Here is a 23,479-nt window from a genome sequence, read left to right as displayed (position 1 = left end):
TTTCTATTTGTTTGAGCCTTCCATATAATAAGACGCTTCCATATCTGCTACGTTCAGTGCCAACGCCAGCGGATACATTTCAAGCGCTTTTCCTATGGTACCTCTTTCCTCTGTACCGCCATATGAAAAGCCCATGTGGTAGCGTATAGCGAATGCTTCCTCACGGGTAAGACGGTTCTCGCCATAAAAGAACCCCGAGAGTATGTACACGGATTTCTCGCCGTGACCGTAGGGCAGGTTATCGTTTATAGTGTAAAATGGTACCTTTTCCCACTGGCCGGTTTCTTCATTCTTCTTGTTGCGCATTTCCGTTGTATAGAAGTCGATCTTGCATACATCGTGGAGAAGCGCTACAAGGGCAATGGTCTCTTCGGAATAGTCCATGCCGTACAGCTCCTTTGTGCGGGGACGTGAAAGATAGTCCTTCAGACAATGGTACACATTCAGGCTGTGCTGTACAAGCCCTCCCTTGAAGGAACCGTGGAAACGGGTACTGCTTGGTGCGGTGAAAAAGTCGGTGCGTTCCAGATACTCCAGAAGCTTGTCGGCTCCTTCACGTTTTATATTTTCTTTATAGATAGAGATAAATTCTTCTTTAGCTGTCATGATGAAACTCCTTACATAACTATACAAATATATTATACCACAAAATGTTATTAAATTCAATAGGCGTATATGATTTTTTTATGGATTATCACTATATTTGGAATTATAGCGCTTTGTAAGGAAAAAATACATCTCCGGGACTTGAATTTTTTTTTGAAATGTGGCATAATTAGTGAGTAGATAAGTGCAAAGCCGTGATATTTTCCCGGGGACAGCATCCCGCGGAGGCTCTGTGCATGGGCGGATACCTGCATCCGCCCGATATTGTTTATATCGGGGAGACTATGGCTCCCTGAAGTCTAACAGCCCTGTCAGGGCTGAAATACGGCGTCCGCTGCCGTAAAGCGGAAGTTAAGGAGGGACTTTATGTCTAACCAGCTTTGTATAGTCCTCGATTTCGGCGGTCAGTACAATCAGCTCATCGCAAGAAGAGTACGAGAGTGCGGCGTGTACTGTGAGATCAAAAGGTTCGATACACCTATAAGCGAATTAAAGGCGCTTGAACCTACTGCTATCATCTTCACGGGCGGTCCCAACAGCGTTTACGATCCCAGCTCGCCCCATATCTCGGAGGAGATCTTCAGCCTCGGTGTTCCGATACTCGGTATATGCTACGGATGTCAGCTCATGGCCTATACTCTCGGCGGAAAGGTAGAAAGCTGCGAGAAGAGCGAATACGGAAAGATAGAGATCTCGCAGAGCGGCGGAAGCCTCATCTTCAATGATGTTCCCGAGAAAAACGTTGTTTGGATGAGCCATACCGACTTCGTAAGCAGTCTGCCCGACGGATTCCGCGTGACAGCCAAGTCCGATGACTGCCCCTGTGCTGCATTTGAAGCTCCAGAGAGAAAACTCTATGCGGTACAGTTCCATCCCGAGGTAACTCACAGCGAATACGGCAAGCAGATACTCCATAACTTCCTTTACAATGTCTGCGGCTGTACCGGCGACTGGGTGATGGACGACTTTATCGAGAATACAGTGGCGAAGCTCCGTGAGCAGATAGGCGACAAGAAGGTAATACTTGGCCTTTCGGGCGGCGTTGATTCCTCAGTTGCAGCAGGACTTCTCAGCCGTGCTGTGGGAAAGCAGCTCACCTGCGTGTTCGTGGATCAGGGACTCATGCGCAAGGACGAAGGTGACTTTGTTGAGGAGACCTTTACAAAGCTTTTTGATATGAACTTTGTCCGTGTGAACTGCAAGGACAGGTTTCTCAGTGCTCTCAGGGGAGTTACCGATCCCGAGCAGAAGAGAAAGATAATAGGTACGGAGTTCTATAATGTTTTTTGGGACAAGGTAAGAGAGCAGGGAAGCGACGGCTTCTTTGCACAGGGTACTATCTATCCCGACCGTATCGAATCGGGCAAGGGAAATCAGGCAGGTCAGGGCAGTACTGCTGTTATCAAGACTCACCATAATATGGTGGAAAAGCCTGATGATATAAATTTTGCGGGAACTATCGAGCCTCTGGGCGACCTCTTCAAGGACGAGGTAAGACAGGTAGGCGAAAAGCTGGGTATACCACACGATCTTGTGTGGAGACAGCCCTTCCCGGGCCCTGGTCTCGGAGTTCGTATCATCGGCGAGATAACCGAGGAGAAGATAAAGATCCTTCAGGAGGCAGACGCGGTATTCCGTGACGAGATACGCAAGAGCGGCATCGAATCACAGCTCAAGCAGTTCTTTGCTGTACTTCCCGATGTCCGTACAGTAGGCGTTATGGGTGACCACCGTACATACGATCACCTTATCGCTATCCGTGCGGTAACTACGGACGACTTCATGACAGCTGACTGGGCAAGGATACCGTACGATGTTCTGGCAAAGGTGTCCAACCGCCTCTGCAACGAGGTCGAGCACGTAAACAGAGTAGTGTATGATATAACCTCAAAGCCCCCAGGAACCGTGGAGTGGGAATAATTCCCGAAGCGCCGCCAGTGGCGGAAGAAGCGAGGGAATTATTGCGCAGCGGTCGGAATATCCAAGGCGGGGAGCCCCCGCTGGCGACAAGAGCGCAGGAGATTTCGGGCACCGCAAGAGGGTGTTGCATTTGCCCGTTATGTAGCATATAAATAAAAGAGCTGACCGGAAGGTCAGCTCTTTTGGTTTTATTCAGATTTGTTATCATTTAAGGCCCTGCGAGCAGCTTCATTCCGCTCCGTTTCCGACCTCGGAAAAATGTATCTACATTAGTCTATCTTCTTATCCAGATACTGAATATCCATATCCACATCGCCTGCAATGCCGGGGATACGGCCGTAGGCGCTGGCCTGCCAGATGGCGTACTCGCCCTCGTAGTTCGTCTCGTCAACGAAGTGCGCCAGCCATACGGGATGCGAAGCCTTGGTTTTTTCGCTCCAGAAATTATTGAGGAAGTTCCTGCTGCTGTACAGCATTGCGGAATAGCCGTTCTTTTCAAGCTCGTCCGCAAAAGCTGCATATATATCATTGAGGTTCTTTATGCTCATGCCGTACTTCTGGAAGTTGCCGAACTCCTCCCAGTCGAAAGCCACAGGGAAGTCAAGCTTCCTGCCGCCGAGCTGCTCGACTATCCATCGTGCGTGTTCGCGGGCGCCTTCTTCTGTATTGTCGGTAGTATAGATGTAGACTCCCACATCGAGCCCTGTTGCTGTGGCGTTTTCGATATTCTGGCGGAAGTAATCGTCCATAGTTATAGCGCTGTAATAATATCCTATACGCATTATCACGAAGCTGCATCCGGCGTCGCGCACCGCGTTGTAGTCCACGTTGGTCTGCCATGCAGAAACATCTATGCCGAAGCGGACGTTATCACCGTCATACCGCGCTATAAAATCTCCGTAGTTCACGCGTGGATTGTTGTCCACTGCCGCAGGTACCTGATCTACAACGTTAATGGTTATATCCCATGTGGTAGCGTTGCCCGAGCAGTCCGTAGCTGTTGCGGTAAGCGGATATGAGCCGACTGTATCGGGATCTATATCACCTTCAAAGGTTAGAACGGGGTGTTTATCAAAGTTGTCCGCAAATCCCACATAGTCGTTGAGGTCAAAGTCCTTTCCAACCTTGTGAGCTGTGTCCCAGCCTGCATTAAGGACAGTGGGCGGAGTTGAATCGATAACGCTGTACTGAAGCTTCTTGCTGAATTCGTTGCCCTTGTAGATATACGGTATCTCCACTTCGAATACGCCTGTGTCATCGGTGTTGAGCAGGACCTCTCCGTCCTTGAGGTCAACATTCTTATCTGTTATGAAATCCTTGAGCTTGATATCCTCGTATACCTCAACGGTCTCTTTGCCATTGAGCAGGAGATCCGCAGGCGGTTCAGCCTTGGCAGTAGTTGTTGTGACAGCTGCCTTTGTTGTCTTCTGAGCGGTAGAAACAGTGCTTACTGCCGCAGTTGCAGAGGTCGTATTGACTTCCACCGTAACGCTGACGTTGTTGGTGACTTTTTTTGCACCGCAGCCTGTGAGCATAAGAGCTGCAAGTATGGAAAATATATATTTAAGTTTCATATCGTTCCTTTCGAGATTTAAAAACTGTATTACGAAAAAGTTATACTTTATTATAACACAGGCGGCGGTGAATGTAAAGAAAAATACTTGACTTTGTAAAAAAATAATGATATACTCATTTTACAAGGCGAAACTTTGAAAAGGAAGTGATACTCCCGAAGATACAGCTGCTGCATGAGCGGTAAGCGTATGTGTCGGAAAGTGCGGACGGTCGGAATTTAATGCGCGTACAGGCTGCAAAGGCGGTCTTTTTCGTGCTGTTTACTGATTGCTCTGCAAATAATCGTAAGCTGCCGCAGAGTGATCTGCGGTTTTTGTTTTATTCGCCTTGTTTATGAAAGGAGTATCATTATGATAATTGATTCACATCTCCATCTTCCGTGGGAGATAAAAGGCAAATCGGAAAAGAAAAAGGAGCTTCTGAAGAAAATGGAGCGCAATTCCGTGGAAAAGGGAGTTGTTATCGCCGATTCCGAGCTTGAAAGCGTTATCTGCTCGGCACAGGAGTGTGCGGAGCTTTTCAGAGGCAGTGATGATATTAAGGTGATTGCGGGTATAAGTCCTCTTATAAGCTTTAATGAGCAGCTGGAGCTGTGCAGGGAGCTTCTTACGTCACGGGATATTGCGGGACTTAAGGTATATACGGGACATGAGGCTTTTTACTGCGATGATCCCGCTCTTGTGCCCGTGTATGACCTTGCAGCGGTGTACAGAGTGCCCGTATTGTTCCATACAGGCTGGGATAATTCCGGATATGCCGCGCCTGAGCGCATGAGCAGGCTTGCTGCGGAGCGTTCGCAGAACACATTTGTGTACTGCCACTGTTTCTATCCCGACACGGAGCACTGCTTTGAGGTTCTGAGGGATCGCCGGAATGTAATATTTGATACCTCCTCATTTGCAGATGATGAAAAGCTTGTGCCGCAGATAAAGAGCTCTCTTGAAAAAGCCATAGCGCTTATGCCGGACAGGTTCATCTACGGCTCTGACTACGGAAGCTGCTCCATGGAGGCTCATATCAGATTTGCGGAAAGTCTTGACATCACCGCCTGTCAGCGCGGACTTTTCATGCACGGAAATTCCGAGAGAGTGTATGGCTTTTAAAATCAGCGGATAATGTTGCAGTCGGCGGCAGTGTGTGGTATAATAACTAAGTATGAAGGAGGCGAAGTAAATGGACTTTATGTGCAAGATGTGCGGCGGAATTATCTCACCCGATGATGATACCGGAGTATGCGAGTGCGAACACTGTGGTTCGAGACAGACTTATCCGCTGCGGTATTTCGGTGAGTATGCGGAAATGTACAACAGAGCCTGTGAGCTTCGCTTCAAGACGGATTTTGAAGGAGCCGAAAAGCTTTTCAGACGTCTTACGGAGGAGATGCCCGAGGAGTCAGAGGGCTACTGGGGACTGGTCATGTGCCGCTGCGGAGTTGAGTACGAGGACGATCCCATCTCGGGAATGAAGATACCCGTTTTCGGCGGAAGCGCCTTAGGCGATATAACTGCGGACGATGATTACAGGAATGCCGTAGCAAAGGCTGCTCCCGTACAGGGGGCGTTTTACCGCAGGGAAGCGGCAGCTCTGGAGATGCTCCGACGGGAAAGGACAGAGCAGGTCGGCACAGGTGAAAAGTACGATGTGTTCATATGCTGCCGTATCACCGACGAAAAAGGTACCTCTACGGTGGACAGCGTTATCGCAGACGAGATATATCATCAGCTCACAAGAGAGGGTATGAGAGTTTTCTATGCTCCCGGGGTACTGGGGGATATGCCGGAAAAAGACACCGAGCCCTATGTCAACGCGGCTATCGCCGTTGCGGGTGTATATCTGATAGTTGCCGCCTCTGCGGAAAGCTTCGGAGTGCCGAGGCTGAAGAGTGAATGGAGCAGATGTGCTGCCGCTGCTAAAAAAGACAGCTCAAAGCAGCTTTTCGTATGTATCAGGAACACGGATCCGCGGGATATTCCCGATGAGCTGAGACGGTTCACCGTCAAAGATGTAACAAGAATGGGCTTCCTTAGCGAGGTTATCAGAAGCATATATTCCGCAGATCAGAGCAGGGGAACGGGTGCTTCAAGAAATACTCCCGAAAAGCTCATCCGCCGTATGAAGATATTCCTCGGCGACGAGGATTTTGATGCTGCCGAGGAGTACAGCGACCTTATACTCGACGCTGATCCCAAGTGCTGGCAGGCGCATTATGTTCGTTTTCTTGCGTATAACGGCTGCCGCAACAGCAATGACCTTCTCAATGACAGCACTGTGCAGGGATTTGCTTATGATTATGCAGAGAGGTTCGGATATGACATTTCCGATGACGAATTTTTTCGTGCTCAGCTGGAAGATGTCTTCGGCGACTCCATGCGAAGGGCACTGAAATACTCTGAGGGAGAGGACAGAGTCAGGATGATGACGCTTTACGAGCGTCTTATAAGTGCTGTCCGAGATGCAGTTTTTGCCTGTGAGCAGGAAAAGGTCGAGGCAGAGGAGCAGGAGGAGCTTGACGAGCTGAGAAGACAGCACAGTGAGAAGGAAAGCAGCAGGGCTGCCGCAAAAAGGAAAAAGCAGCTCATACGCAGCCGCTTTCTCGGTTATATGGCAGCAGTTCTTTCACTGCTGTTTGTGCTCGCAATTAAATTCCACTGCAAATGGGCGATAGTCCTGATAGTTATAGTATTGGTAGTATCAATAGCCGTGCTTGCAGGGCTTGAAAGATGAAAAAGGAGAAGGCAGCCATAAGACTGCCTTCTGTCTTTATATAGATAAGGATATGCGGTGTATTATTTGTCCTCTGACTGTCGGAACTGGAGAGGAGTAAGTCCGTAATAGCTTCCGAAGAGCTTTACGAAATATGAGGTATTACTGTAACCTACATTTTCTCCTACTTCCTTGACGGAGATATCAGAGGTCTTCAGCAGCTCGGCTGCCTTGCTGAGACGGCTTGTTATGACATCCTTGTTTACGCTGACGCCGAAGGTCTCGGTATAAAGGTGCTGAAAGCGTGAACGGCTCAGTGAGAGCTCCTTTGCCATATCGTCAATGGAGTAGTCTCTGCCGGGCCAGCGGTATATGGAACGTCTGATCCACAGCAGCTTTTCCGAGTATATGCTTTCGTTATGATTGGGAAAAGTATTCTTTTTATGCAGCTTTTCCGAGGTCTTGTACATAAGGAGCCTGAAATAAAGGTCGATGGCTTTTTCCTTGTATGTATTTGAAGAATAGTGCTCAAAGCACATATTGCGTATCATTTCCGACATTTCTGTAATATCCGCGATCTCCACAGGACGGTCCAGAGGAATATTCAGATCATTCATCATTTTCTGTTCGGCCTCATCGGGGAAAAAGTGCATCCAGTCATCGAAGTATTCACTGCTGGCAGGATAGTAATACTGAGGGGTGAACGGTCTGTATATAATGAATGAATGAGATGAGAGTCTTATATCCTTGCCGCCTATCCTGAAATGCACAGGAGTTTTTACGATGAGCATAAGCCAGCTTTCTGTGCCGTTTGGCCTGTCTATACAAAAATTCTTGCCATGTCTGTGGTTATAACCTATTTCTGCCATATTCATAGATCTTGCCCCCCCTAAATATGATTTACGACTAATTATAACATAGTGTGCATAGTAATGTCAATAAATTTCAGCACAAAAGTGATATATAAAAACCGTATTTGCCGATAGTTGAAATTGTGGGGCGGATATGATATACTAAAAACAGTCTGGAGGCGATACATTGAGAATAAAAGAACTCACGGCAAAAAATGCCGCTAAGGATATATTTACGGGAATTATTATCTCACTTGTTTCGATACCGATCTCCATGGGATATGCGCAGGTATCGGGGCTGCCTGTGGTCTATGGATTGTACGGCTCCATATTTCCGATACTTGTATTCGGTCTGCTTTCCACCTCAAAGCATTTTATTTTCGGTGTGGACGCAGCCCCTGCTGCACTTGTGGGAGCATTTCTGGCCGCTGCAGGCATAGAAGGAGGCTCTGAGGAGGCTGTAAGAGTCATACCTGTTATAAGTCTCTGTGTTGGCATCTGGCTGCTGCTGATGGCTCTTTTCAGGGCTGGGAGAGTTGTGGCGTATATATCTACTCCTGTTATGGGAGGGTTTATTAGCGGTATATCTGCTACTATCATTTTTATGCAGATACCGAAGCTGCTTGGCGGGACCAGCGGCAGAGGTGAGATAGATGAGCTTGTAAAGCATATGATCATAACCTGCAGAGAGAGCTTCAATGCTCCGTCCGCTCTGCTGGGAGCAGCGGCGCTGGTGATACTGCTCGTATCAAAGAAGCTTATGCCGAAGCTGCCTGTATCCGTGTTCGTGATGATAGGCGGAGCAGTGCTCGGTTATACGGGCATAGCCCAAGAGCATGGTGTGGCAATGCTGGAGGATGTCAGCAGCGGACTTCCTGCATGGCGCCTTCCTGAATTTTCGTCAGCGCATTTTACGGAAATACTCACCACAAGTCTTACCGTTGCAATAGTTATAATGGCAGAGACACTTCTTGCTTCAAGCAGCTATGCTGCAAAAAACGGTTATAAGCTCGACAATGACCGCGAGATATTTGTTTACGGTCTGGGAAATATAGCAGCATCCATGACGGGCTGCTGTCCTGTAAACGGTTCTGTGTCAAGAAGTGCTATGGGAGAGCAATACGGCGGAAGCTCACAGCTGATGTCCGTGGCAGCATCCTTCTCAATGATGCTGATAATGCTTTTCGGCACGGGCTTTATAAAGTATCTGCCTGTTCCTGTTCTTACAGCCATAGTTATTTCCGCACTTCTGGGAGCTGTGGAGTTCCACCTTATGAAAAGGCTGTTCAGACAGGATAGGAAGGAACTGTGGATATTTTTCGGCGCTTTTTTCGGTGTGCTTGTATTCGGAACTGTTTACGGAGTAATGATAGGCGTTGTATGGTCATTCATAAGCGTTATTATAAATACGGCAAATCCCAAGCGTTCTTTCCTCGGGGTGATCGATGATCACGAGGGCTTTCACAGCCTTGAGAGGAATACATACGCAAGACAGCTGAAGAAGGCTGTTATTTACAGATTTTCGGGAAATCTTTACTTTGCCAATATCAATACATTCATATCTGACATTGAATCGGCACTTACGGAGCATACCGAAGCGGTGGTTATAGATTCTGGTGCGGTCTGCAATATAGATATAACCGCTGCCGACAGGATCTCGGAGCTGAACCGAACACTGGAAGAAAAGGGTATAAAGCTTTATTTTGCTTCGCATATCGGCTCCCTCAACGATCGTTTCCGTCAGCTGGGACTGGGCGGTATGGTCGAGGAGAGACGCTGCCGCAGGACCATCGCAGCCGCTCTTCTTGATGCAGGAATAAAGCCTCCATATGAAACGGCCTCGGCAGAGAAAAATGAAGTAAGGGAGCTGCCCGTCAGGAGCTTTGAACTGATAGAGTTTGAGTGGGCTTTCGGCATGGCTGCTGATGAGAAAATGGAGAAGTATACAGAACAGCTTCTCAGCAGTATAAACGATAATACAAGTGCAGAGGAGCAGCTGAGCAGTATAATAAGCGGTGAGCGCTGGGAAGGTATGGGCGATATGGATCATGAGGAGCTTCTCGTACATATACAGACTCATCTGAAGGAGCTTTCGGAAAAGCTCCATATCAGCGAGGAGCGCATAGAGGAAGCCATAGAGCTTGAAAAGCTCAGCCTTGCCGACAGGATATTCAAACGTGATCCCGAAGCACTGAAGGTACTGCGTGAGCATAACAGGCGCTTTGATGATTCATTGGAAAAGAATGATCCCGAGATGTATGAAAGGATGCTGGCTCACCGCCGTGAAGCGCTGGATAATCTTATCAGATCAAATCCAGAATATTCTGGGCTGATCGACGATTTTTACGGGAAATAAAGCGCTGAACGTTTGAAGCGTGCAGAATATATGGATTTGAGTAAAAAAACGTCTCACTTATAGTGAGACGTTTTTAATACTTGTTTTGTAAAAGGTGTGCAGACAACAGCTTTTAAGTAAATGGACCCGAAGGGGATCGAACCCTCGGCCTCTGCGTTGCGAACGCAGCGCTCTCCCAACTGAGCTACGGGCCCGTTATTACAGTTTTACTGCCTTATATTATATCATTTAAAGGTAGTCAAGTCTATTGCGGAATACGAAAGTTTACATTTTGTTCATATTATGGCGCGATAAGTATTGATCCTGTCTGTCAGAGATAAAGTGTCCGTGACACGTGATGAGTATTGTAAGGATAATATAAAATGTCAGATTTCAGGCACGGAAAAAAATTACGCCTCATATAAAATGAGGCGCAAAATAGCTGCGTGACTATCCGCTGGTGCCGGTGGCGGGGGTCGAACCCGCACGGTGTTGCCACCACGAGATTTTGAGAATTGTAGGCAACTTTGCAAATCGTTGCAGAGCTTTGCAGTTTACAGCAGATTGTTCCCTATTTTCGGGGCTTTACAAGCTCTCAAAATACAAACATACGAAAACACGGGAAATGCAAAAAATGAAAAAGAGGTTGATTTGGTAGAAGTGTGGTAGAAGGTAACGAGAACAAGGCTGGTAGAAAGAAAAGGTTGGTAGAAACGTGGTAGAAATCAAGCAAGGTTCACCACGGTAGAAAAATGGAAATCAACACATCGGCGTATATCGCTCTATGATGAATGTCAGGAGCGCTATACGCTATTTTTATGCCCAAAACTGAATACTGTGTTAAGCGTTCCTCAGAAATGAGGGACGCTATTTTTTTACCTGTAAATCCGAAACACCACTATATGCAACGTGAATGATCACCGCTTGGCATAATATATTCGCCACTAAACACATATTTCGTCTCATTATTTGAGTTCAAATTACAGTATTTGAACTTTCTACCATTATATCACGGTGAAATAGAGCTGTCAAGGAATTTATTGTATTTATGTACATTTAAGGAGGACTTCCCTATGCCTGTAACTGAATCTATCTGTATTCCGGTCAGCAATGACCTGTCTTTTGCTGAAACTGCTATCATCACCAAGATGGCAAGCTATCCCGAAGCTGATAACTGCACAGCCGAAAAGATGCACTCCATGTTTCTCGGCAGTTCATACGATGAGATCAAGGCTACCCTTGAAGGTCTGAAAAAGAATGGTTATCTCATAAAGAACGCTGATGTTTATTCACTGAACAGAAGCAAGCTCCCTGAAATGGTGAGGCGTACAATCAGTTTCTGACACAAAGGGGTATCACAATGGCTGCTAAGGAAATGGAAAAGAAAAGAGGCTCATCAGTCTGCCGTGTGTTCAAGAACACCGCATACGCAGTAATGAGCAACTATCATCTGATGTCAACAGCGATCTCGCTGAAAGCAACAGGACTACTCAGCAAGGTGCTGAACCTGCCTGATAAGTGGGATTACTCAGTAAAAGGGCTGGCTTCTATCTGCAAGGAAAAGGAGTCTGCCATTGAAACCGCACTGGACGAGCTGAAAGAATACGGCTATCTGTGCGTGACTAAGCTGTTCCCTGATCAGACGGTAAACAAGAAGATCGGTTACAGATATGATTTCTTTGAATACTCCGCAAAGGATAAAACAGTACATATCAAGCCGACCGACTTCATAACAATCGAAAAAGCCTGTGGCAGCAACGGCTCTAAAGTGTGCCGTGTTACTAAAAACGCTAACTATACTGTCATGAGCAGCTTCTTTCTCCGCTCAAAGAACCTCAGCCTGAAAGCTATCGGTCTGCTTTGCAAGGTGCTTTCCCTCCCCGACAACTGGGATTACTCCATTGAAGGACTGACAGCTATATGCAAAGATGGCAGAACAGTTATAAAGTCAGCTCTGAAGGAACTGAAGAAATGGGGCTATCTCAAAATGACACGCTTAAAGCCCAACGAGACAGAAAGCGGTCGCTTTGAGTATGTTTACGACTTTTTTGAGTTTTCAGAAACAGATGTTCCCAAAGAGATTAAAACAGAACTTTCAACAGGAGATGCCAGAAAAAATAAGGCAGTCTCCAAAAAAAATGCCCGTCAAGGGGTATGTTCACAAGAGGCAGAAATTCAAGAGGAAGAAAAGCAAGGGGTAGAAAATCTGTCGATAGAAAATCGACGTCAATATAATACTAAAGACAAAACACAAAAAAAGAAAATATGTTTTGATGAAGTATCTATCAATCAATCCGTCTCCTGCGAAGAAAATCTTGAAAAAACAACATACAGCGACTCTGAGGACTGGATTGATGGATTGATGGCTGACAAAGCAAAAGCAGAAGCTCAGGTCAGAAAGAATATAGACTATGACGAATTTGCTGAATGGATCATGCTGTTCGGTAAAGGCGATACGACCGTAGCAGAGCTTAACAAGATCGTGAGAATGATCGTCAGAGGCATTTGCTCTGACCTTCCACGTCAGAAGATCCGTGATGAAGTATACACCCGAAAGGAAATCGCCACTGTCATGCTTGAAGTTGACAGAGAGTGCATCGAAAAAGCAATGGAGATCACACGCCAGAACTATGATGTCCGGTACAGGGACAGTTATTTCTTTTCTGTGCTGTTCAATATTGCTTACAGCAAGGATTTCACGAGAAATGACGAAGCAAGGGCAATTGACTATGACATAAAGACTACATTCAGAAGTTATGATGAATAACCACGCCAAAGGAGGTGTGAACACTGATCGCAACAGAGACAACAATAAAAGCTTCGGTTTTCCCCAGCTTTACAGGCAGAAATGTGCCGCTGAAAGAGATTGCTCAGGTCATTGGTATAGGCGTAGCATCTATCAAGCGAGGTCTGCGTGACAAAGAGCTTGATTTCGGATATGCACTAAGGATCGGTAATGGTGAACAGTACCGTTACCTCTGCCCTGACAAACAGGTATGGGAAAAGCTCGGATATTTCAATCCCGATGCCCAAACCGATGATACCGGGGAATCTGAGGAACAGCCTGACGGCTGAAGGGCCGCCGATGAGCTGTTCGGCAGTTTTCACGGTGAATTTGAAGCTATCGTCATGGATTTACTCGGTGACAGGATAGACAGAAAAACGCTTGATACCGTATTTTCTTCTTTTGACGAGCTTCAGGAGAACTATCACAACAAGCTCCGTGAGCTTTACGGAAAGGATGGTGAAAACCATGGCTAAGTCTATTATCACACAGGACGGCGATATCGTGAATTACGGCAATCTTGTTGCCATATACGTCGAAGATGACCTCGATGACGATGAAAATGTCCTCGGCTACGAACTCTTAGGTCTGACCGGAGGCGGAAAAGATGCTGATATTATTATCCTCGGAAGATTCTCAGATGCAGAATCAGCTCTGAAAGCCCGATATGAACTCATCTGCTGGCTTCAGTCCGAAGCATTCGGTACTTTTGAAATGCCGAAAACAGACAAAGGCGGTGATGCCTGATGCCTTCTGACTTTGAAAGCGGTACAAGGAAAACCATTGACCTGTCTGTGAAAGCTGAGAAGATCACATCTGATGTTCTCAGATCGGCAATGCAGGAGTTTTTGTCGGGCAAGGCTGAGAAAAAGGGACGAATGACCTACAAGCAGTTGCAGGCTAAGTCTCCGTCGAAGCTCGACAGCATTGAAGTAGATGACAGCAATATAGGTGATTTCCTGAACATCGCAAGGAAGTATGACATTGACTTCGCCCTGAAAAGAGATAAAAGCACTTCTCCGCCTACCTATCATGTTTTCTTTTCCGCTGCTAAAACAGAGGATTTCAAGAGAGCATTTACCGAGTATACGGATAAGAGCCGGGGCAAAAATCAACAGCGTGGCGAGATCACACGGGAAATGATGAAGAAAGAAGCGTCCCGTGTAACAAGTCAGCCTCGCCGCAAACACAAACAGAGAGAGAAAACAAGGGAGAACAGACGTTGATCTACGACTATTTCAAGTCCGCACCCGTTCCACGGGCAAGGGGCGATGATACTTTTACGGCAGTTTTTGATGCCGATACTGTGAGAAAGGATAAGACTGCTGTTTGCAGCTTGACACCAGAAAGCTCAAAAAGCTGATAATCAAGGCTGTTCCCTATATAGCTTTCTCTTATGTGGGCAACCTTATCGGCTTTGCGTACCGTACTGCTGAGGGAAACGGCTTTCAGGAGAAAGTCCTGCCCTTCATGAGCAATCTCGGTGTGGCGTTTTCACGCATCTTCCCCAGTTTACACCCGTTTGATCTTCTTTTCGGCTTGGTTCTTGCGGGTGTGATGAGACTCGTTCTCTATGTCAAGTCGAAAAACAGGAAGAAATTCCGTCATGGTGAAGAATACGGCTCTGCCGTATGGGGCGGTGAAAAGGATATTGAACCGTATATGGACTGCTCAAATCCCGATAACAACGTCATTCTCACGAAAACGGAATCTCTGACTATGGGAAAGCCCTCAGCTCCGAAGTATGCCCGAAACAAGAACATTCTTGTTATCGGCGGTTCAGGTTCGGGTAAGACGCGCTTTTTCGTGAAGCCGAACCTGATGCAGATGCACTCCTCCTATGTTGTTACCGATCCGAAAGGAACGGTGCTTATCGAGTGCGGAAAGATGCTCAGGCAGGGCCGCCCGAAACGTGTAAACGGAAAGATAGTATATCGCAAGGACATTAACGGCAATTATATCAAGGGCAAAGACGGCAAATACATACCTGTATATGAGCCGTACAAGATCAAGGTGTTCAACACCATTGATTTTGCGAAGTCTATGCACTACAATCCTTTCGCTTACATCAGTGAGAAAAATCGTGAAAAGGATATTCTCAAATTCGTTGAGGTTCTTATCAAGAATACTACTTCTTCTCAGCAGCCGTCCGGCGATGACTTTTGGGTGAAGGCGGAGAAGCTGTTATATACAGCATATATCGCTATGATCTTCACTATGTCACCCGTGGAGGAAAGAAACTTTGAAACGCTGATAGAAATGATAAACGCTTCAGAGTGCCGTGAGGACGATGAGGAGTTTAAGAACGCTATCGATCAGCAGTTTGAGTTTCTTGAACACTGGCTCGATAATGATTTCCCTGACGATTACGAGTTATCCGATAGCTATAACAAAATAAAAAAATTCAGACCGTCTGAGGAGCAGAGACGAATCGGTGCTTTTGCCCTCAAACAATTCAAGGCGTATAAGCTCGCCGCAGGAAAAACGGCTAAGTCTATCTTAATTAGCTGTTCGACAAGATTAGCGCCTTTTGCAATAGATGAAGTTTTGGAGATAACTTCGTTCGATGAACTGCACCTTGATAAGCTCGGTGACGAATTATCGGCGCTTTTCATAATCATCTCCGATACAGACGCTACATTCAACTTCCTTGTAGCGATCATGTATTCTCAGCTTTTTAATCTGCTTTGCACTAAAGCGGATAATTCCCCAGGCGGAAAGCTGAACTATCATGTACGCTGTTTGCTCGATGAGTTCGCCAATAGTGTGACACGTTCCGTACTGAAAAGGTGCGGCACGTAACAATAAAATGGTTACGTAGAACTATTATTCTGATGAATCGAATGAGGGAGTAACGTCCTGAAAGGTTCACGTTAAAACTACGGACGGCTATGCAGTGTGAAATGCAGAGGTCGTAAGCCCGTGGAAGTCGTGCGAGAGCAGTCCTAACGAAGAAATTTATTTCAGACGAGGAAAGTGCCGCAGAGGTGCGGTGTACTGCCCATAGTGCGGTCGGCGGTGCAATATGGTTAGTATGGCTTGAAATACAGCCCGACAAAAATCCGAGTGTACGGTTCTAAACGAATGACCGATAGAAATGTCGGGGTGCAAAATGCACGCAGGCGGGGTGGAGTAAAAGTTGTTAGTATGAAACTCCCTGTGCTGTTACAGGCGGCACGTATCCTGAGAATATCGAGGATAATGCTTGCAGGACTAAAGGATTGACCTAAGTTGTACCAATGCTAAGAATAATGGAACGTGGAAAGCAGTCCAGTCAGTGAAATTCACATTTCTATACTGATGTTCAGACGAAAGCGGAGCAATCCGTATAAGCTGATTCAGGACTGTGAGAGTAGTGCCACAGTACCAATGAAACGGTGATAATAAGTCGTGGAGGGATACAGGTCTGCACAGAATGCAATCGCACAATGCTATAAAATGATTCAATTACAGAATCTGCATTATGTTGTAGATGTTGACATCAAGGGATTTTTCGACAACATCAACCACGCAAAGCTGATACGGCAAATCTGGGCAATGGGCATTCAGGATTTGAAAGTCCTTGCAATCATCAAAGCAATGTTAAAGGCGGATATACTGTTCAATGACATTGTAACAAGCCCCGAAACAGGAACACCGCAGGGCGGTATTTTATCGCCGCTGCTGTCCAATATCGTGCTGAATGAACTTGACTGGTGGGTTGCCAGCCAATGGGAAATGATGCTGACAAAAGTCAACAGAGAGTACAGCAAGACCGATAAAAAGGGAAATGTTGTCATAGACAGGTCACAGAAATGGACGATGCTTCGGGAGAAAAGCAAGCTGAAAGAGATCTATATCGTAAGATATGCCGATGATTTCAAAATCTTTTGCAGAGATTATCACACAGCAAAGAAAACCTACACAGCCGTTGTGAAATGGCTGAAAGAGCGGCTCTCATTGGACATCAGCGAGGAAAAATCAGGAATTACTAATCTGAAAAAGAACTATATGGAATTCCTGGGCTTAAAAATACGAGCTGTGCCAAAAGGTAAGAAATTTGCAGTAAAATCGCATATGACCGATAAGGCGAAAAACAGAGCCAAAAAGAAAGTCGCTGAAAGCACAAAACGTATACTGAACCATAATGACCAGAAATCGCTTGATAAAAATATCAGTCTGCATAATTCATTAATATGCGGACTGCACAACTACTATAAAATGGCGACACACGTCAGTGCGGATTTCGCCGAAATCGGCTATCCGATTCAAAAAATGCTAAGTGGTGCAAATCACAACAGCAGGCAATGTTCGGTAGAAAAATCAGGTGAAATACGGTCAAGGTTCATCGCAGACAACTACGGAAAATCCAAGCAAATGCGTTGGATTCATGACAGACCAATTATTCCCGTTGCGTATGTACAGCATGAATACCCTAAGTACAAACGCAGAGAGATCAATAAATACGTTTTGAAAAATGAAGCAGAGTATCATGTTCCCAATTCTATCAGTTTTGAGATAATCCGTTATTTAATGGAAAACGCATATAAATGGGAAAGTATTGAATTTGCGGACAATATGCTTTCAAGGTACATTGCACAAAAAGGAAACTGTGCGGTCACGCATAAGCCCCTAAGACTTCATAACATGGAATGCCACCACATCAAGCCAAGACAAGGCGGACGGCGTGAAGATAACAGTTATAGGAATCTTGTCTTATTGTGTACAGAAGCACACAAGCTGATTACGGCAACCAGAAAAGAGACAATTGAGAAATACGTGCAGATGCTGAATCTCGATGAAAAACAGCTTGCGAAAATCAATAAATTCCGTAAACTTGCAGGAATGGCAGAAATTTAAGCTACAAAATCAAATTACAGTAACAGGGCTACATATGCACTAAAAAATATTCTGAAAATGATGGAACGCCGTGTGACGGGAAACTGTCACGCACGGTGTGGAGTGGGGGAAAATCTGGTGATTATATCAAAGGATTACCTATCACTATTAGGCGAAATTCCTCAGTTTGAGAAGCTGATAGCTACTATCCGAAGCCGTGAGATCTCTGCCTCGATCATACTGCAAGCTAAGAGCCAGCTAAAGGCTATATATAAAGATAACGCAGACACTATCGAAGGCAACTGCGACACGATGCTTTTCCTCGGTGGCAAGGAAAAATCCACGCTCAAAGAAATATCGGAGAGCTTAGGTAAAGAAACTATCGATAGTTTCAATACTTCCACGAACCGTGGACAGAGCGAAAGCTATGGAATGAACTATCAGAAGATCGGAAAAGAGCTGAAATCTCAGGACGAACTGGCGGTCATGGACGGCGGTAAGTGTATTTTGCAGTTAAGGGGTGTCCGTCCCTTTTTCAGCGATAAGTACGATATTACCCGTCACAAACAATATCATCTGCTTTCTGATGATGATCCGAAACAAGAGTTCAACATCGAAAACTACGTTAAGGGAAAAAAGAGGATGCGTTTGAGCCTGGCTTCAAGTGACAGCTTCACAGGCTTTGATGTTGATGTGACAGCCGGACAGGAAGTTAATACTGCTGATGCGACAGAAAAAGAAAATGCAGAAGCAGAAATATCTGAGAATACCGACGAAACAGAGATATATGTCGGATTCTCGGACAGTGAGGAAACCGAATAAAAAAAGAGAATCGGTTGAAGCTGCGGACACTACTTTATTTTATTTGAGGAGACTTTTTACCTATGAACGAACTGAATATTTCTGCGGTCGATACTGCCGCAATGGAGACAACTGCTTCCACCGAACCTAAGCACAAGTGGCTTTCCAGGTTCAGCCGTGTTGCTAAGAAGGCAACAATGTGTGCGACTGTCGCAGGTGTTATGATGAGCACCTGTACTACACAGGCATTCGCAGCAGGCACTGGTGCAGTAGATACATCTTCTTTTATTACTACTGCGTGTACCGTACTCAAGTCTGTTATCTGCCTTATCGGCGGCGGTGTATCCCTTTGGGGTATTGTAAATCTTCTTGAAGGTTATGGTAACGATAATCCGGGTGCGAAGTCTCAGGGCATGAAGCAGCTCATGGCTGGTCTTGGTCTGATCCTTCTCGCAATTATCCTCGTTCCTGTCCTCCAGACAATGATGACAAGTGCGGTGTAATCTGAATACCGAAAATTCAGAATGGAGACAAGCGTAACGGACGGCTGAACGCTATATAAATAACGCCGATAAATATAATTATGAAAGGTCGCTCATGAGGTGGGCTGTGGTGGGTATATGAGCGATATGACAGAATGGGTATAAATATCGGTTATCTGACAGCTAACCGTACAAGTGCAGGAGATGAGGTCTATACACCATTTTATGCGGTTGAACCGCTGACGGAGTTCCTGCCGAAGGATAAAAGAATATGGTGTCCGTTCGATGAGAACTGGAGTGCATTTTATCAGTATCTTTCGGAACAGGGCTATGAAGTGATACGTAGCAGTCTGCGTGAGGGACAGGATTTCTTTTCTTTTGAACCTGACAAATGGGATATTCTTGTGAGTAATCCGCCGTTTTCAAAGAAAAATGAAATTCTGAAAAGAGCATTTTCTTTTGAGAAGCCTTTTGCTCTGCTCCTTCCCGTGAACAGTATTCAGGGCAAAGCTCGGTATAAGATATTCAAAAATCAGATACAGATGCTATGCTTTGACGGGCGTGTGGACTATCATACCCGTCAGAATATGAAATGTACTACAAAGGGTAATCACTTCGGCTCGGCTTACTTCTGCCGTGACCTACTCCCCACTAAACTTGAATTACGGCAGCTTGTCAAATATGACAGACCTTTAGTCACTACCCCGATTGGAGGTGATGAATAATGGGAGTTATCAGCGATGCGATAGATGCTTTGGAGGACTGGTGTAAAGACCTGTTCAAAGACGGTATAACAAGCCAGTTCGACGGCATTTCAGACCTCCTGACTGACACCTTTGATCAGACCACGGGTTCAGGTTCAGGCGGTGGTCTTGTATCTGACTTCATAACTCAGCACCCTGCCAGCTTTACAGGCGGCGGTACAGGTGGAAGTACGATATGGACTACTATCGAAACGCTATGTAATAACGTGGTTGTCCCGATCGGTGGCTTCATACTGACTGTCATTCTTTTGAATGAACTTTGTCAGATGGTGCTTCGGGGAAACAACTTCAAGGACTTCGATGATTCGATATTCATTAAATGGATCATCAAAGCCTTATGCGGTGTAATCTTGGTTGCCAACACATATTACATCGCAAGCGCACTATTCTCGTTTGGCACAAATGTATGCTCCAGCGGACTGGCTACACTATTCGGCAGCGGTAGCTACTTATCGACACCGCTTGCGATCAATCCGTCAGCTCTAAGCGGTCTGAGCTTGGGTGAGCTGATGACGGTGTGGTTCATATCCCTGATTGTTCATCTCGGAGTGCTGATACTGATAGTTGCTATAGTTATCACACTCGCAAGCCGTATCATTGAGGTGTTTATGTATCTCAGCATTGCACCTATCCCTATGGCTACTATGATGGACAGCGGTGAATGGGCTTCTATCGGTAAGAACTGGATCAAACAGCTTCTCGCTCTTTCTTTCCAGGGATTCTTTATCGTTGTGGCTCTTGGTATCTTCAAGACATTATTCAGCAATGCTATCGTTTCTCTGAACGCAAGTTCGGACGGCGTTATTCTGCAAATGGGTATGCTTCTTGGTTATACTGCAGCACTTATCTTTACTATTCTCCGCACAGGAGCTATCAGCAAAAGCGTGTTTAACGCACACTAAAACAAGATCGGAGGTCAGAAATGGCACATTACGTTCCTATCCCGAAAGATCTGAACGATATCAAAGAGAAGTTCATCATGGGATTTACAAAGCGACAGGTAATATGCTTTGGTATCGGTCTTGTTTTAGGCGCACCTGTGTACTTTCTCACAAGAGCGTCTATCGGAATGTCGGGAGCTATATTCGCAATGGGGGCTGTCGCTGCCCCTGCGATACTCTGCGGCATATACAAGAAAAACGGCGTGTTCTTGGAAAAGCAGGTCAAGTTTATGCGTGAATACTTCACAAGACCACGAAAGCGGTATTACAAGGCAACAAACATCTTCGTATCTATCGAAAGACAGATCGAATACAACAGAATAAAAAAGAAGCTGAGAGATGCCGAAAGAAAAGGCGGTGCATAACGCTCTCAGCGTTTGCACTAACCCTCTCCTATATATAATAGTATGACTTTCGGTGTCTCCGCTTTTTATATGGAGGTCACCAATGGGCTTTAGAAAGAGAAATGCCAATAGAAGTGATAACCGAAGCAAGACGAAGGTTATCATGGGCAAGCCTGCCTCTGAACTTACAAAAGAGGAGAAAAAGGTCTTAGCAGCAAGGCTCGCTGAGATCAGGAGTGAAAACGGCGGTAAGAATACTGTTCAGAACACTATCCCTTTCCTGTGTATGTACAAGGACGGAGTGTGTCAGGTCAGCGAGAACTTCTTTTCCCTGACGGTCCAGTTCTTTGATGCCAACTACTCCATTTCGGAGTTTGATGAGCAGAACAGTATCTTTTCAAAGTATTGTGATGTTATCAATCTCTTTGACAATACGATAAAGTTTCAGCTCACCTTTGAAAATCAGAACAGAACAAAGGAAAAGCTGATAAAACAGGTGCAGATACCCGAACAGGACGATGATTTCAACGAGATCCGTAAGGAATACAGCAATATGCTGACCGATAAGCTGATGAAAGGCTCTAACGGTCAGTCAGCCCGTAAGTTCCTGACATTCGGTATCGAAAGCACTTCATACAAGGCAGCAAGAGCGAAGCTCATGTCGATAAAAAACGACGTAATCAAGGGCTTCAAGGCTTTTGGTGTCGAAGCGGAACTGCTTGACGGCAGGCAGCGCCTTGAAACGCTGTATTATTCGCTCAATCCTTACCGCAATTCCCCATTTATCTTCGACTGGCGTGAGATGCTCCGTGCAGGAATGGACACTAAGGATTTTATCTGTCCTTCCTCACTTAAATTCAATAAGTCCGATTTTGAGATCGGCAAGGCATACGGCTCTGTATGGGGGCTTAACATTCTCGCAGGTGAGCTGCCCGATGAGATACTCAAGGACTTCCTTGAAATGCAGAACCTTTTCTGCGTAAATATCCACGTTGAGCCTTTAGATCAGGTCGATGCACTGAAATTCGTCAAGAAGAAGCTCACCAATGTTGAGCAGATGAAGATCGACGAACAGAAAAAGGCGTCGCAGTCGGGTTATGATCCCGATATTCTTCCGCCTGCAATCAAGATGTACATCGAGGATATTGAAAAGCTCCTCGGTGATCTTAACAGCAAGAACGAGCGATTATTCCATATTTCCATAAGTCTCAGGGCTTATGCGAAAAGCAAAAAGGAGTTAAAGCTCCTTGCGGAAATGCTCAAGCGTACCTGTCAGAAGAACAACTGCATCATGTTTCCTTACGATTACCGTCAGGAACAGACACTTGTATCGACACTTCCGCTTGGATATAACGAAATTCCCGTTCGCCGTGAGATGCACACCAGCGGTATCGCTATCTTTGTGCCTTTCACTACAAAAGAGCTGTTTCAGGACGGACAGGCTACCTACTACGGCATCAATACGCTGTCGGGAAATATGATTCGTGCCAACAGGTCACGGCTCAAAAACCCGAACGGTCTTATCCTTGGTACACCGGGTTCAGGCAAGAGTTTCAGCGTTAAGCGTGAAATTCTCGACTGCTTTCTGACTACTATCGACGATATTATCATCTGCGATCCCGAAGGAGAATATTATCCGCTTGTATCGGCTCTGCACGGACAGCTTATCCGTATCGCTTCAAACAGCGAACAGCACATCAATCCTATGGATATAACCATTGACGATTACCTGTTCACCAATCCTATGGAAGTTATCGCAAACAAATCCGACTTTCTTATCTCCCTTTGTGAGATCATTGTCGGCGGCAGATACGGTCTTTCTTCTGAGGAGCGTTCAATTATAGATAAGTGCGTACAGCGCATCTATAAGAATTTCATCGAAAATGAGCCTGCTGTCGAGAAGATGCCGCTTCTTTCGGACTTACAGCGTGAGCTGAAGAATGAGGGTGAAGTCGCTCTGAGAGTGTCCAACTCCCTTGAAATGTTCGTAAACGGCAGCCAGAACCTCTTTAATCATCGTACCAACATTGATATGACAAACCGTATCATCTGCTTTGATATTAAGGAGCTTGGCAATCAGCTCAAAAAGGTCGGTATGCTTATTGTTCAGGATACGGTATGGAACAGAGTTTCCGCTAACCGTGAAAAGAAAAAGATCACTCGCTACTATATCGACGAGTTCCACTTACTTCTGAAAGAGGAACAGACAGCAAAGTATTCCGCAGAGATTTGGAAGCGTTTCCGTAAGTGGGGCGGCTGTCCTACGGGTATCACGCAGAATGTCAAGGACTTGCTTTCTTCTCAGGAGGTCGAGAATATCTTTGATAACTCGGACTTCGTGTATATGCTCAATCAGGCCGCCGGAGACAGAGACATTCTCGCAGAAAAGCTCCATATTTCTAAGGAACAGATGAAATACGTCACGAACAGCGGTCCGGGTGAAGGACTTATCCGTTATGATAAGGTTCTCCTTCCCTTTACAGACCACTTTCCTACGGACACTCAGATGTACCGCTTAATGACCACCAAGTTATTCAACTAACCGAATAATCGT

19 protein-coding genes, 1 tRNA gene and 2 pseudogenes are annotated in these 23,479 nt (G+C 45.8%); 18 read left to right on the top strand and 4 right to left on the bottom strand.

Going from position 1 to position 23,479, the window contains the following annotated elements:
• Positions 1-3 precede the first annotated feature (3 nt).
• The gene (locus tag RF007C_RS00125) at positions 4-606 is read right to left on the bottom strand and encodes an HD domain-containing protein (RefSeq protein WP_019678342.1); all 603 of its coding nucleotides are present in this window, start codon (positions 604-606) and stop codon (positions 4-6) included.
• Between the two features lie 366 nt (positions 607-972).
• On the opposite strand from RF007C_RS00125, the gene guaA reads away from it, so the two are divergent.
• On the top strand, positions 973-2,526 hold the full coding sequence (gene guaA, locus RF007C_RS00120) for a glutamine-hydrolyzing GMP synthase (protein WP_037296335.1): 1,554 nt from the start codon (positions 973-975) through the stop codon (positions 2,524-2,526).
• 269 nt (positions 2,527-2,795) lie between these two features.
• Here guaA and RF007C_RS00115 read toward each other — a convergent pair whose 3' ends face one another.
• Positions 2,796-4,100, bottom strand: a complete 1,305-nt coding sequence (locus RF007C_RS00115; protein WP_037296332.1) for a GH25 family lysozyme — start codon at positions 4,098-4,100, stop codon at positions 2,796-2,798.
• 351 nt (positions 4,101-4,451) lie between these two features.
• Between RF007C_RS00115 and RF007C_RS00110 the strand changes: the two genes are divergently transcribed.
• Positions 4,452-5,204, top strand: coding sequence for an amidohydrolase family protein (locus RF007C_RS00110; RefSeq protein WP_037296329.1), 753 nt, complete (start codon positions 4,452-4,454; stop codon positions 5,202-5,204).
• 70 nt (positions 5,205-5,274) lie between these two features.
• Entirely contained in the window at positions 5,275-6,825 is a 1,551-nt protein-coding gene (locus tag RF007C_RS00105) for a hypothetical protein (protein WP_037296327.1), read from the top strand.
• Between the two features lie 62 nt (positions 6,826-6,887).
• Here RF007C_RS00105 and RF007C_RS00100 read toward each other — a convergent pair whose 3' ends face one another.
• Positions 6,888-7,679, bottom strand: a complete 792-nt coding sequence (locus RF007C_RS00100) for an AraC family transcriptional regulator (protein ID WP_019678347.1) — start codon at positions 7,677-7,679, stop codon at positions 6,888-6,890.
• A 163-nt stretch (positions 7,680-7,842) separates the two neighbouring features.
• Here RF007C_RS00100 and RF007C_RS00095 point away from each other — a divergent pair, with 163 nt between their 5' ends.
• Positions 7,843-10,011 (top strand): SulP family inorganic anion transporter, encoded by a 2,169-nt coding sequence (locus tag RF007C_RS00095; protein WP_037296325.1) that lies wholly within the window; start codon positions 7,843-7,845, stop codon positions 10,009-10,011.
• Between the two features lie 121 nt (positions 10,012-10,132).
• Here the strand turns inward: RF007C_RS00095 and RF007C_RS00090 are convergent.
• Positions 10,133-10,205 (bottom strand) — tRNA-Ala (locus RF007C_RS00090).
• An 858-nt stretch (positions 10,206-11,063) separates the two neighbouring features.
• Between RF007C_RS00090 and RF007C_RS00085 the strand changes: the two genes are divergently transcribed.
• The 14 genes and pseudogenes from RF007C_RS00085 to RF007C_RS00025 all read left to right on the top strand — a co-directional run bounded on the left by RF007C_RS00085 (position 11,064) and on the right by RF007C_RS00025 (position 23,467).
• The gene (locus RF007C_RS00085) at positions 11,064-11,333 is read left to right on the top strand and encodes a hypothetical protein (RefSeq protein WP_028514520.1); all 270 of its coding nucleotides are present in this window, start codon (positions 11,064-11,066) and stop codon (positions 11,331-11,333) included.
• A gap of 17 nt (positions 11,334-11,350) precedes the next feature.
• Positions 11,351-12,757 (top strand): helix-turn-helix domain-containing protein, encoded by a 1,407-nt coding sequence (locus RF007C_RS00080; protein WP_037296323.1) that lies wholly within the window; start codon positions 11,351-11,353, stop codon positions 12,755-12,757.
• Between the two features lie 83 nt (positions 12,758-12,840).
• Entirely contained in the window at positions 12,841-13,065 is a 225-nt protein-coding gene (locus RF007C_RS00075) for a hypothetical protein (protein ID WP_242836246.1), read from the top strand.
• 54 nt (positions 13,066-13,119) lie between these two features.
• Positions 13,120-13,251: a hypothetical protein gene (locus RF007C_RS18155; RefSeq protein ID WP_275450831.1), complete on the top strand. Its 132-nt coding sequence runs from the start codon at positions 13,120-13,122 to the stop codon at positions 13,249-13,251.
• Positions 13,244-13,522, top strand: a complete 279-nt coding sequence (locus tag RF007C_RS00070) for a hypothetical protein (protein ID WP_037296320.1) — start codon at positions 13,244-13,246, stop codon at positions 13,520-13,522. The genes RF007C_RS18155 and RF007C_RS00070 overlap by 8 nt, the downstream gene beginning before the upstream one ends.
• Positions 13,522-14,001 (top strand): PcfB family protein, encoded by a 480-nt coding sequence (locus RF007C_RS00065; RefSeq protein WP_037296318.1) that lies wholly within the window; start codon positions 13,522-13,524, stop codon positions 13,999-14,001. Before RF007C_RS00070 ends, RF007C_RS00065 begins: the two co-directional genes overlap by 1 nt.
• Positions 14,002-14,104: 103 nt before the next feature.
• A pseudogene (locus tag RF007C_RS00060) lies at positions 14,105-15,538 on the top strand (type IV secretory system conjugative DNA transfer family protein); the annotation flags it as partial.
• Positions 15,539-16,165: 627 nt separating this feature from the next.
• Complete coding sequence (locus RF007C_RS00055; RefSeq protein ID WP_051456436.1) at positions 16,166-17,614, top strand: reverse transcriptase domain-containing protein; 1,449 nt, start codon at positions 16,166-16,168, stop codon at positions 17,612-17,614.
• Positions 17,615-17,764: 150 nt separating this feature from the next.
• A pseudogene (locus RF007C_RS00050) lies at positions 17,765-18,415 on the top strand (type IV secretory system conjugative DNA transfer family protein); the annotation flags it as partial.
• 266 nt (positions 18,416-18,681) lie between these two features.
• Positions 18,682-18,897, top strand: a complete 216-nt coding sequence (locus RF007C_RS17900) for a Maff2 family mobile element protein (protein ID WP_037296427.1) — start codon at positions 18,682-18,684, stop codon at positions 18,895-18,897.
• A 134-nt stretch (positions 18,898-19,031) separates the two neighbouring features.
• On the top strand, positions 19,032-19,601 hold the full coding sequence (locus RF007C_RS00040; RefSeq protein WP_051456435.1) for a tRNA (adenine-N(6)-)-methyltransferase: 570 nt from the start codon (positions 19,032-19,034) through the stop codon (positions 19,599-19,601).
• Positions 19,601-20,542, top strand: a complete 942-nt coding sequence (locus tag RF007C_RS00035; protein ID WP_037296314.1) for a VirB6/TrbL-like conjugal transfer protein, CD1112 family — start codon at positions 19,601-19,603, stop codon at positions 20,540-20,542. The genes RF007C_RS00040 and RF007C_RS00035 overlap by 1 nt, the downstream gene beginning before the upstream one ends.
• Positions 20,543-20,562: 20 nt before the next feature.
• The gene (locus RF007C_RS00030; RefSeq protein ID WP_037296312.1) at positions 20,563-20,946 is read left to right on the top strand and encodes a PrgI family protein; all 384 of its coding nucleotides are present in this window, start codon (positions 20,563-20,565) and stop codon (positions 20,944-20,946) included.
• A gap of 82 nt (positions 20,947-21,028) precedes the next feature.
• Positions 21,029-23,467, top strand: a complete 2,439-nt coding sequence (locus tag RF007C_RS00025; RefSeq protein WP_037296309.1) for a VirB4-like conjugal transfer ATPase, CD1110 family — start codon at positions 21,029-21,031, stop codon at positions 23,465-23,467.
• Positions 23,468-23,479: the final 12 nt, after the last annotated feature.

It is taken from the genome of Ruminococcus flavefaciens 007c, assembly GCF_000571935.1.
Classification (GTDB): Bacteria; Bacillota; Clostridia; order Oscillospirales; family Ruminococcaceae; genus Ruminococcus; species Ruminococcus flavefaciens_F.
The sequence above is the reverse complement of the archived record's forward strand: the minus strand, read 5'-3'. Positions and strand labels throughout refer to the sequence as shown.

Coding starts and splice junctions, on each gene's coding strand:
- RF007C_RS00125 (WP_019678342.1), bottom strand. CDS start 606: ATGACAGCTAAAGAAGAATTTATCTCTATCTATAAAGAAAATATAAAA.
- RF007C_RS00070 (WP_037296320.1), top strand. CDS start 13,244: ATGGCTAAGTCTATTATCACACAGGACGGCGATATCGTGAATTACGGC.
- RF007C_RS00030 (WP_037296312.1), top strand. CDS start 20,563: ATGGCACATTACGTTCCTATCCCGAAAGATCTGAACGATATCAAAGAG.
- RF007C_RS00080 (WP_037296323.1), top strand. CDS start 11,351: ATGGCTGCTAAGGAAATGGAAAAGAAAAGAGGCTCATCAGTCTGCCGT.
- guaA (WP_037296335.1), top strand. CDS start 973: ATGTCTAACCAGCTTTGTATAGTCCTCGATTTCGGCGGTCAGTACAAT.
- RF007C_RS00100 (WP_019678347.1), bottom strand. CDS start 7,679: ATGAATATGGCAGAAATAGGTTATAACCACAGACATGGCAAGAATTTT.
- RF007C_RS00040 (WP_051456435.1), top strand. CDS start 19,032: ATGGGTATAAATATCGGTTATCTGACAGCTAACCGTACAAGTGCAGGA.
- RF007C_RS00025 (WP_037296309.1), top strand. CDS start 21,029: ATGGGCTTTAGAAAGAGAAATGCCAATAGAAGTGATAACCGAAGCAAG.
- RF007C_RS18155 (WP_275450831.1), top strand. CDS start 13,120: ATGGATTTACTCGGTGACAGGATAGACAGAAAAACGCTTGATACCGTA.
- RF007C_RS00105 (WP_037296327.1), top strand. CDS start 5,275: ATGGACTTTATGTGCAAGATGTGCGGCGGAATTATCTCACCCGATGAT.
- RF007C_RS00065 (WP_037296318.1), top strand. CDS start 13,522: ATGCCTTCTGACTTTGAAAGCGGTACAAGGAAAACCATTGACCTGTCT.
- RF007C_RS00035 (WP_037296314.1), top strand. CDS start 19,601: ATGGGAGTTATCAGCGATGCGATAGATGCTTTGGAGGACTGGTGTAAA.
- RF007C_RS00085 (WP_028514520.1), top strand. CDS start 11,064: ATGCCTGTAACTGAATCTATCTGTATTCCGGTCAGCAATGACCTGTCT.
- RF007C_RS00110 (WP_037296329.1), top strand. CDS start 4,452: ATGATAATTGATTCACATCTCCATCTTCCGTGGGAGATAAAAGGCAAA.
- RF007C_RS00115 (WP_037296332.1), bottom strand. CDS start 4,100: ATGAAACTTAAATATATATTTTCCATACTTGCAGCTCTTATGCTCACA.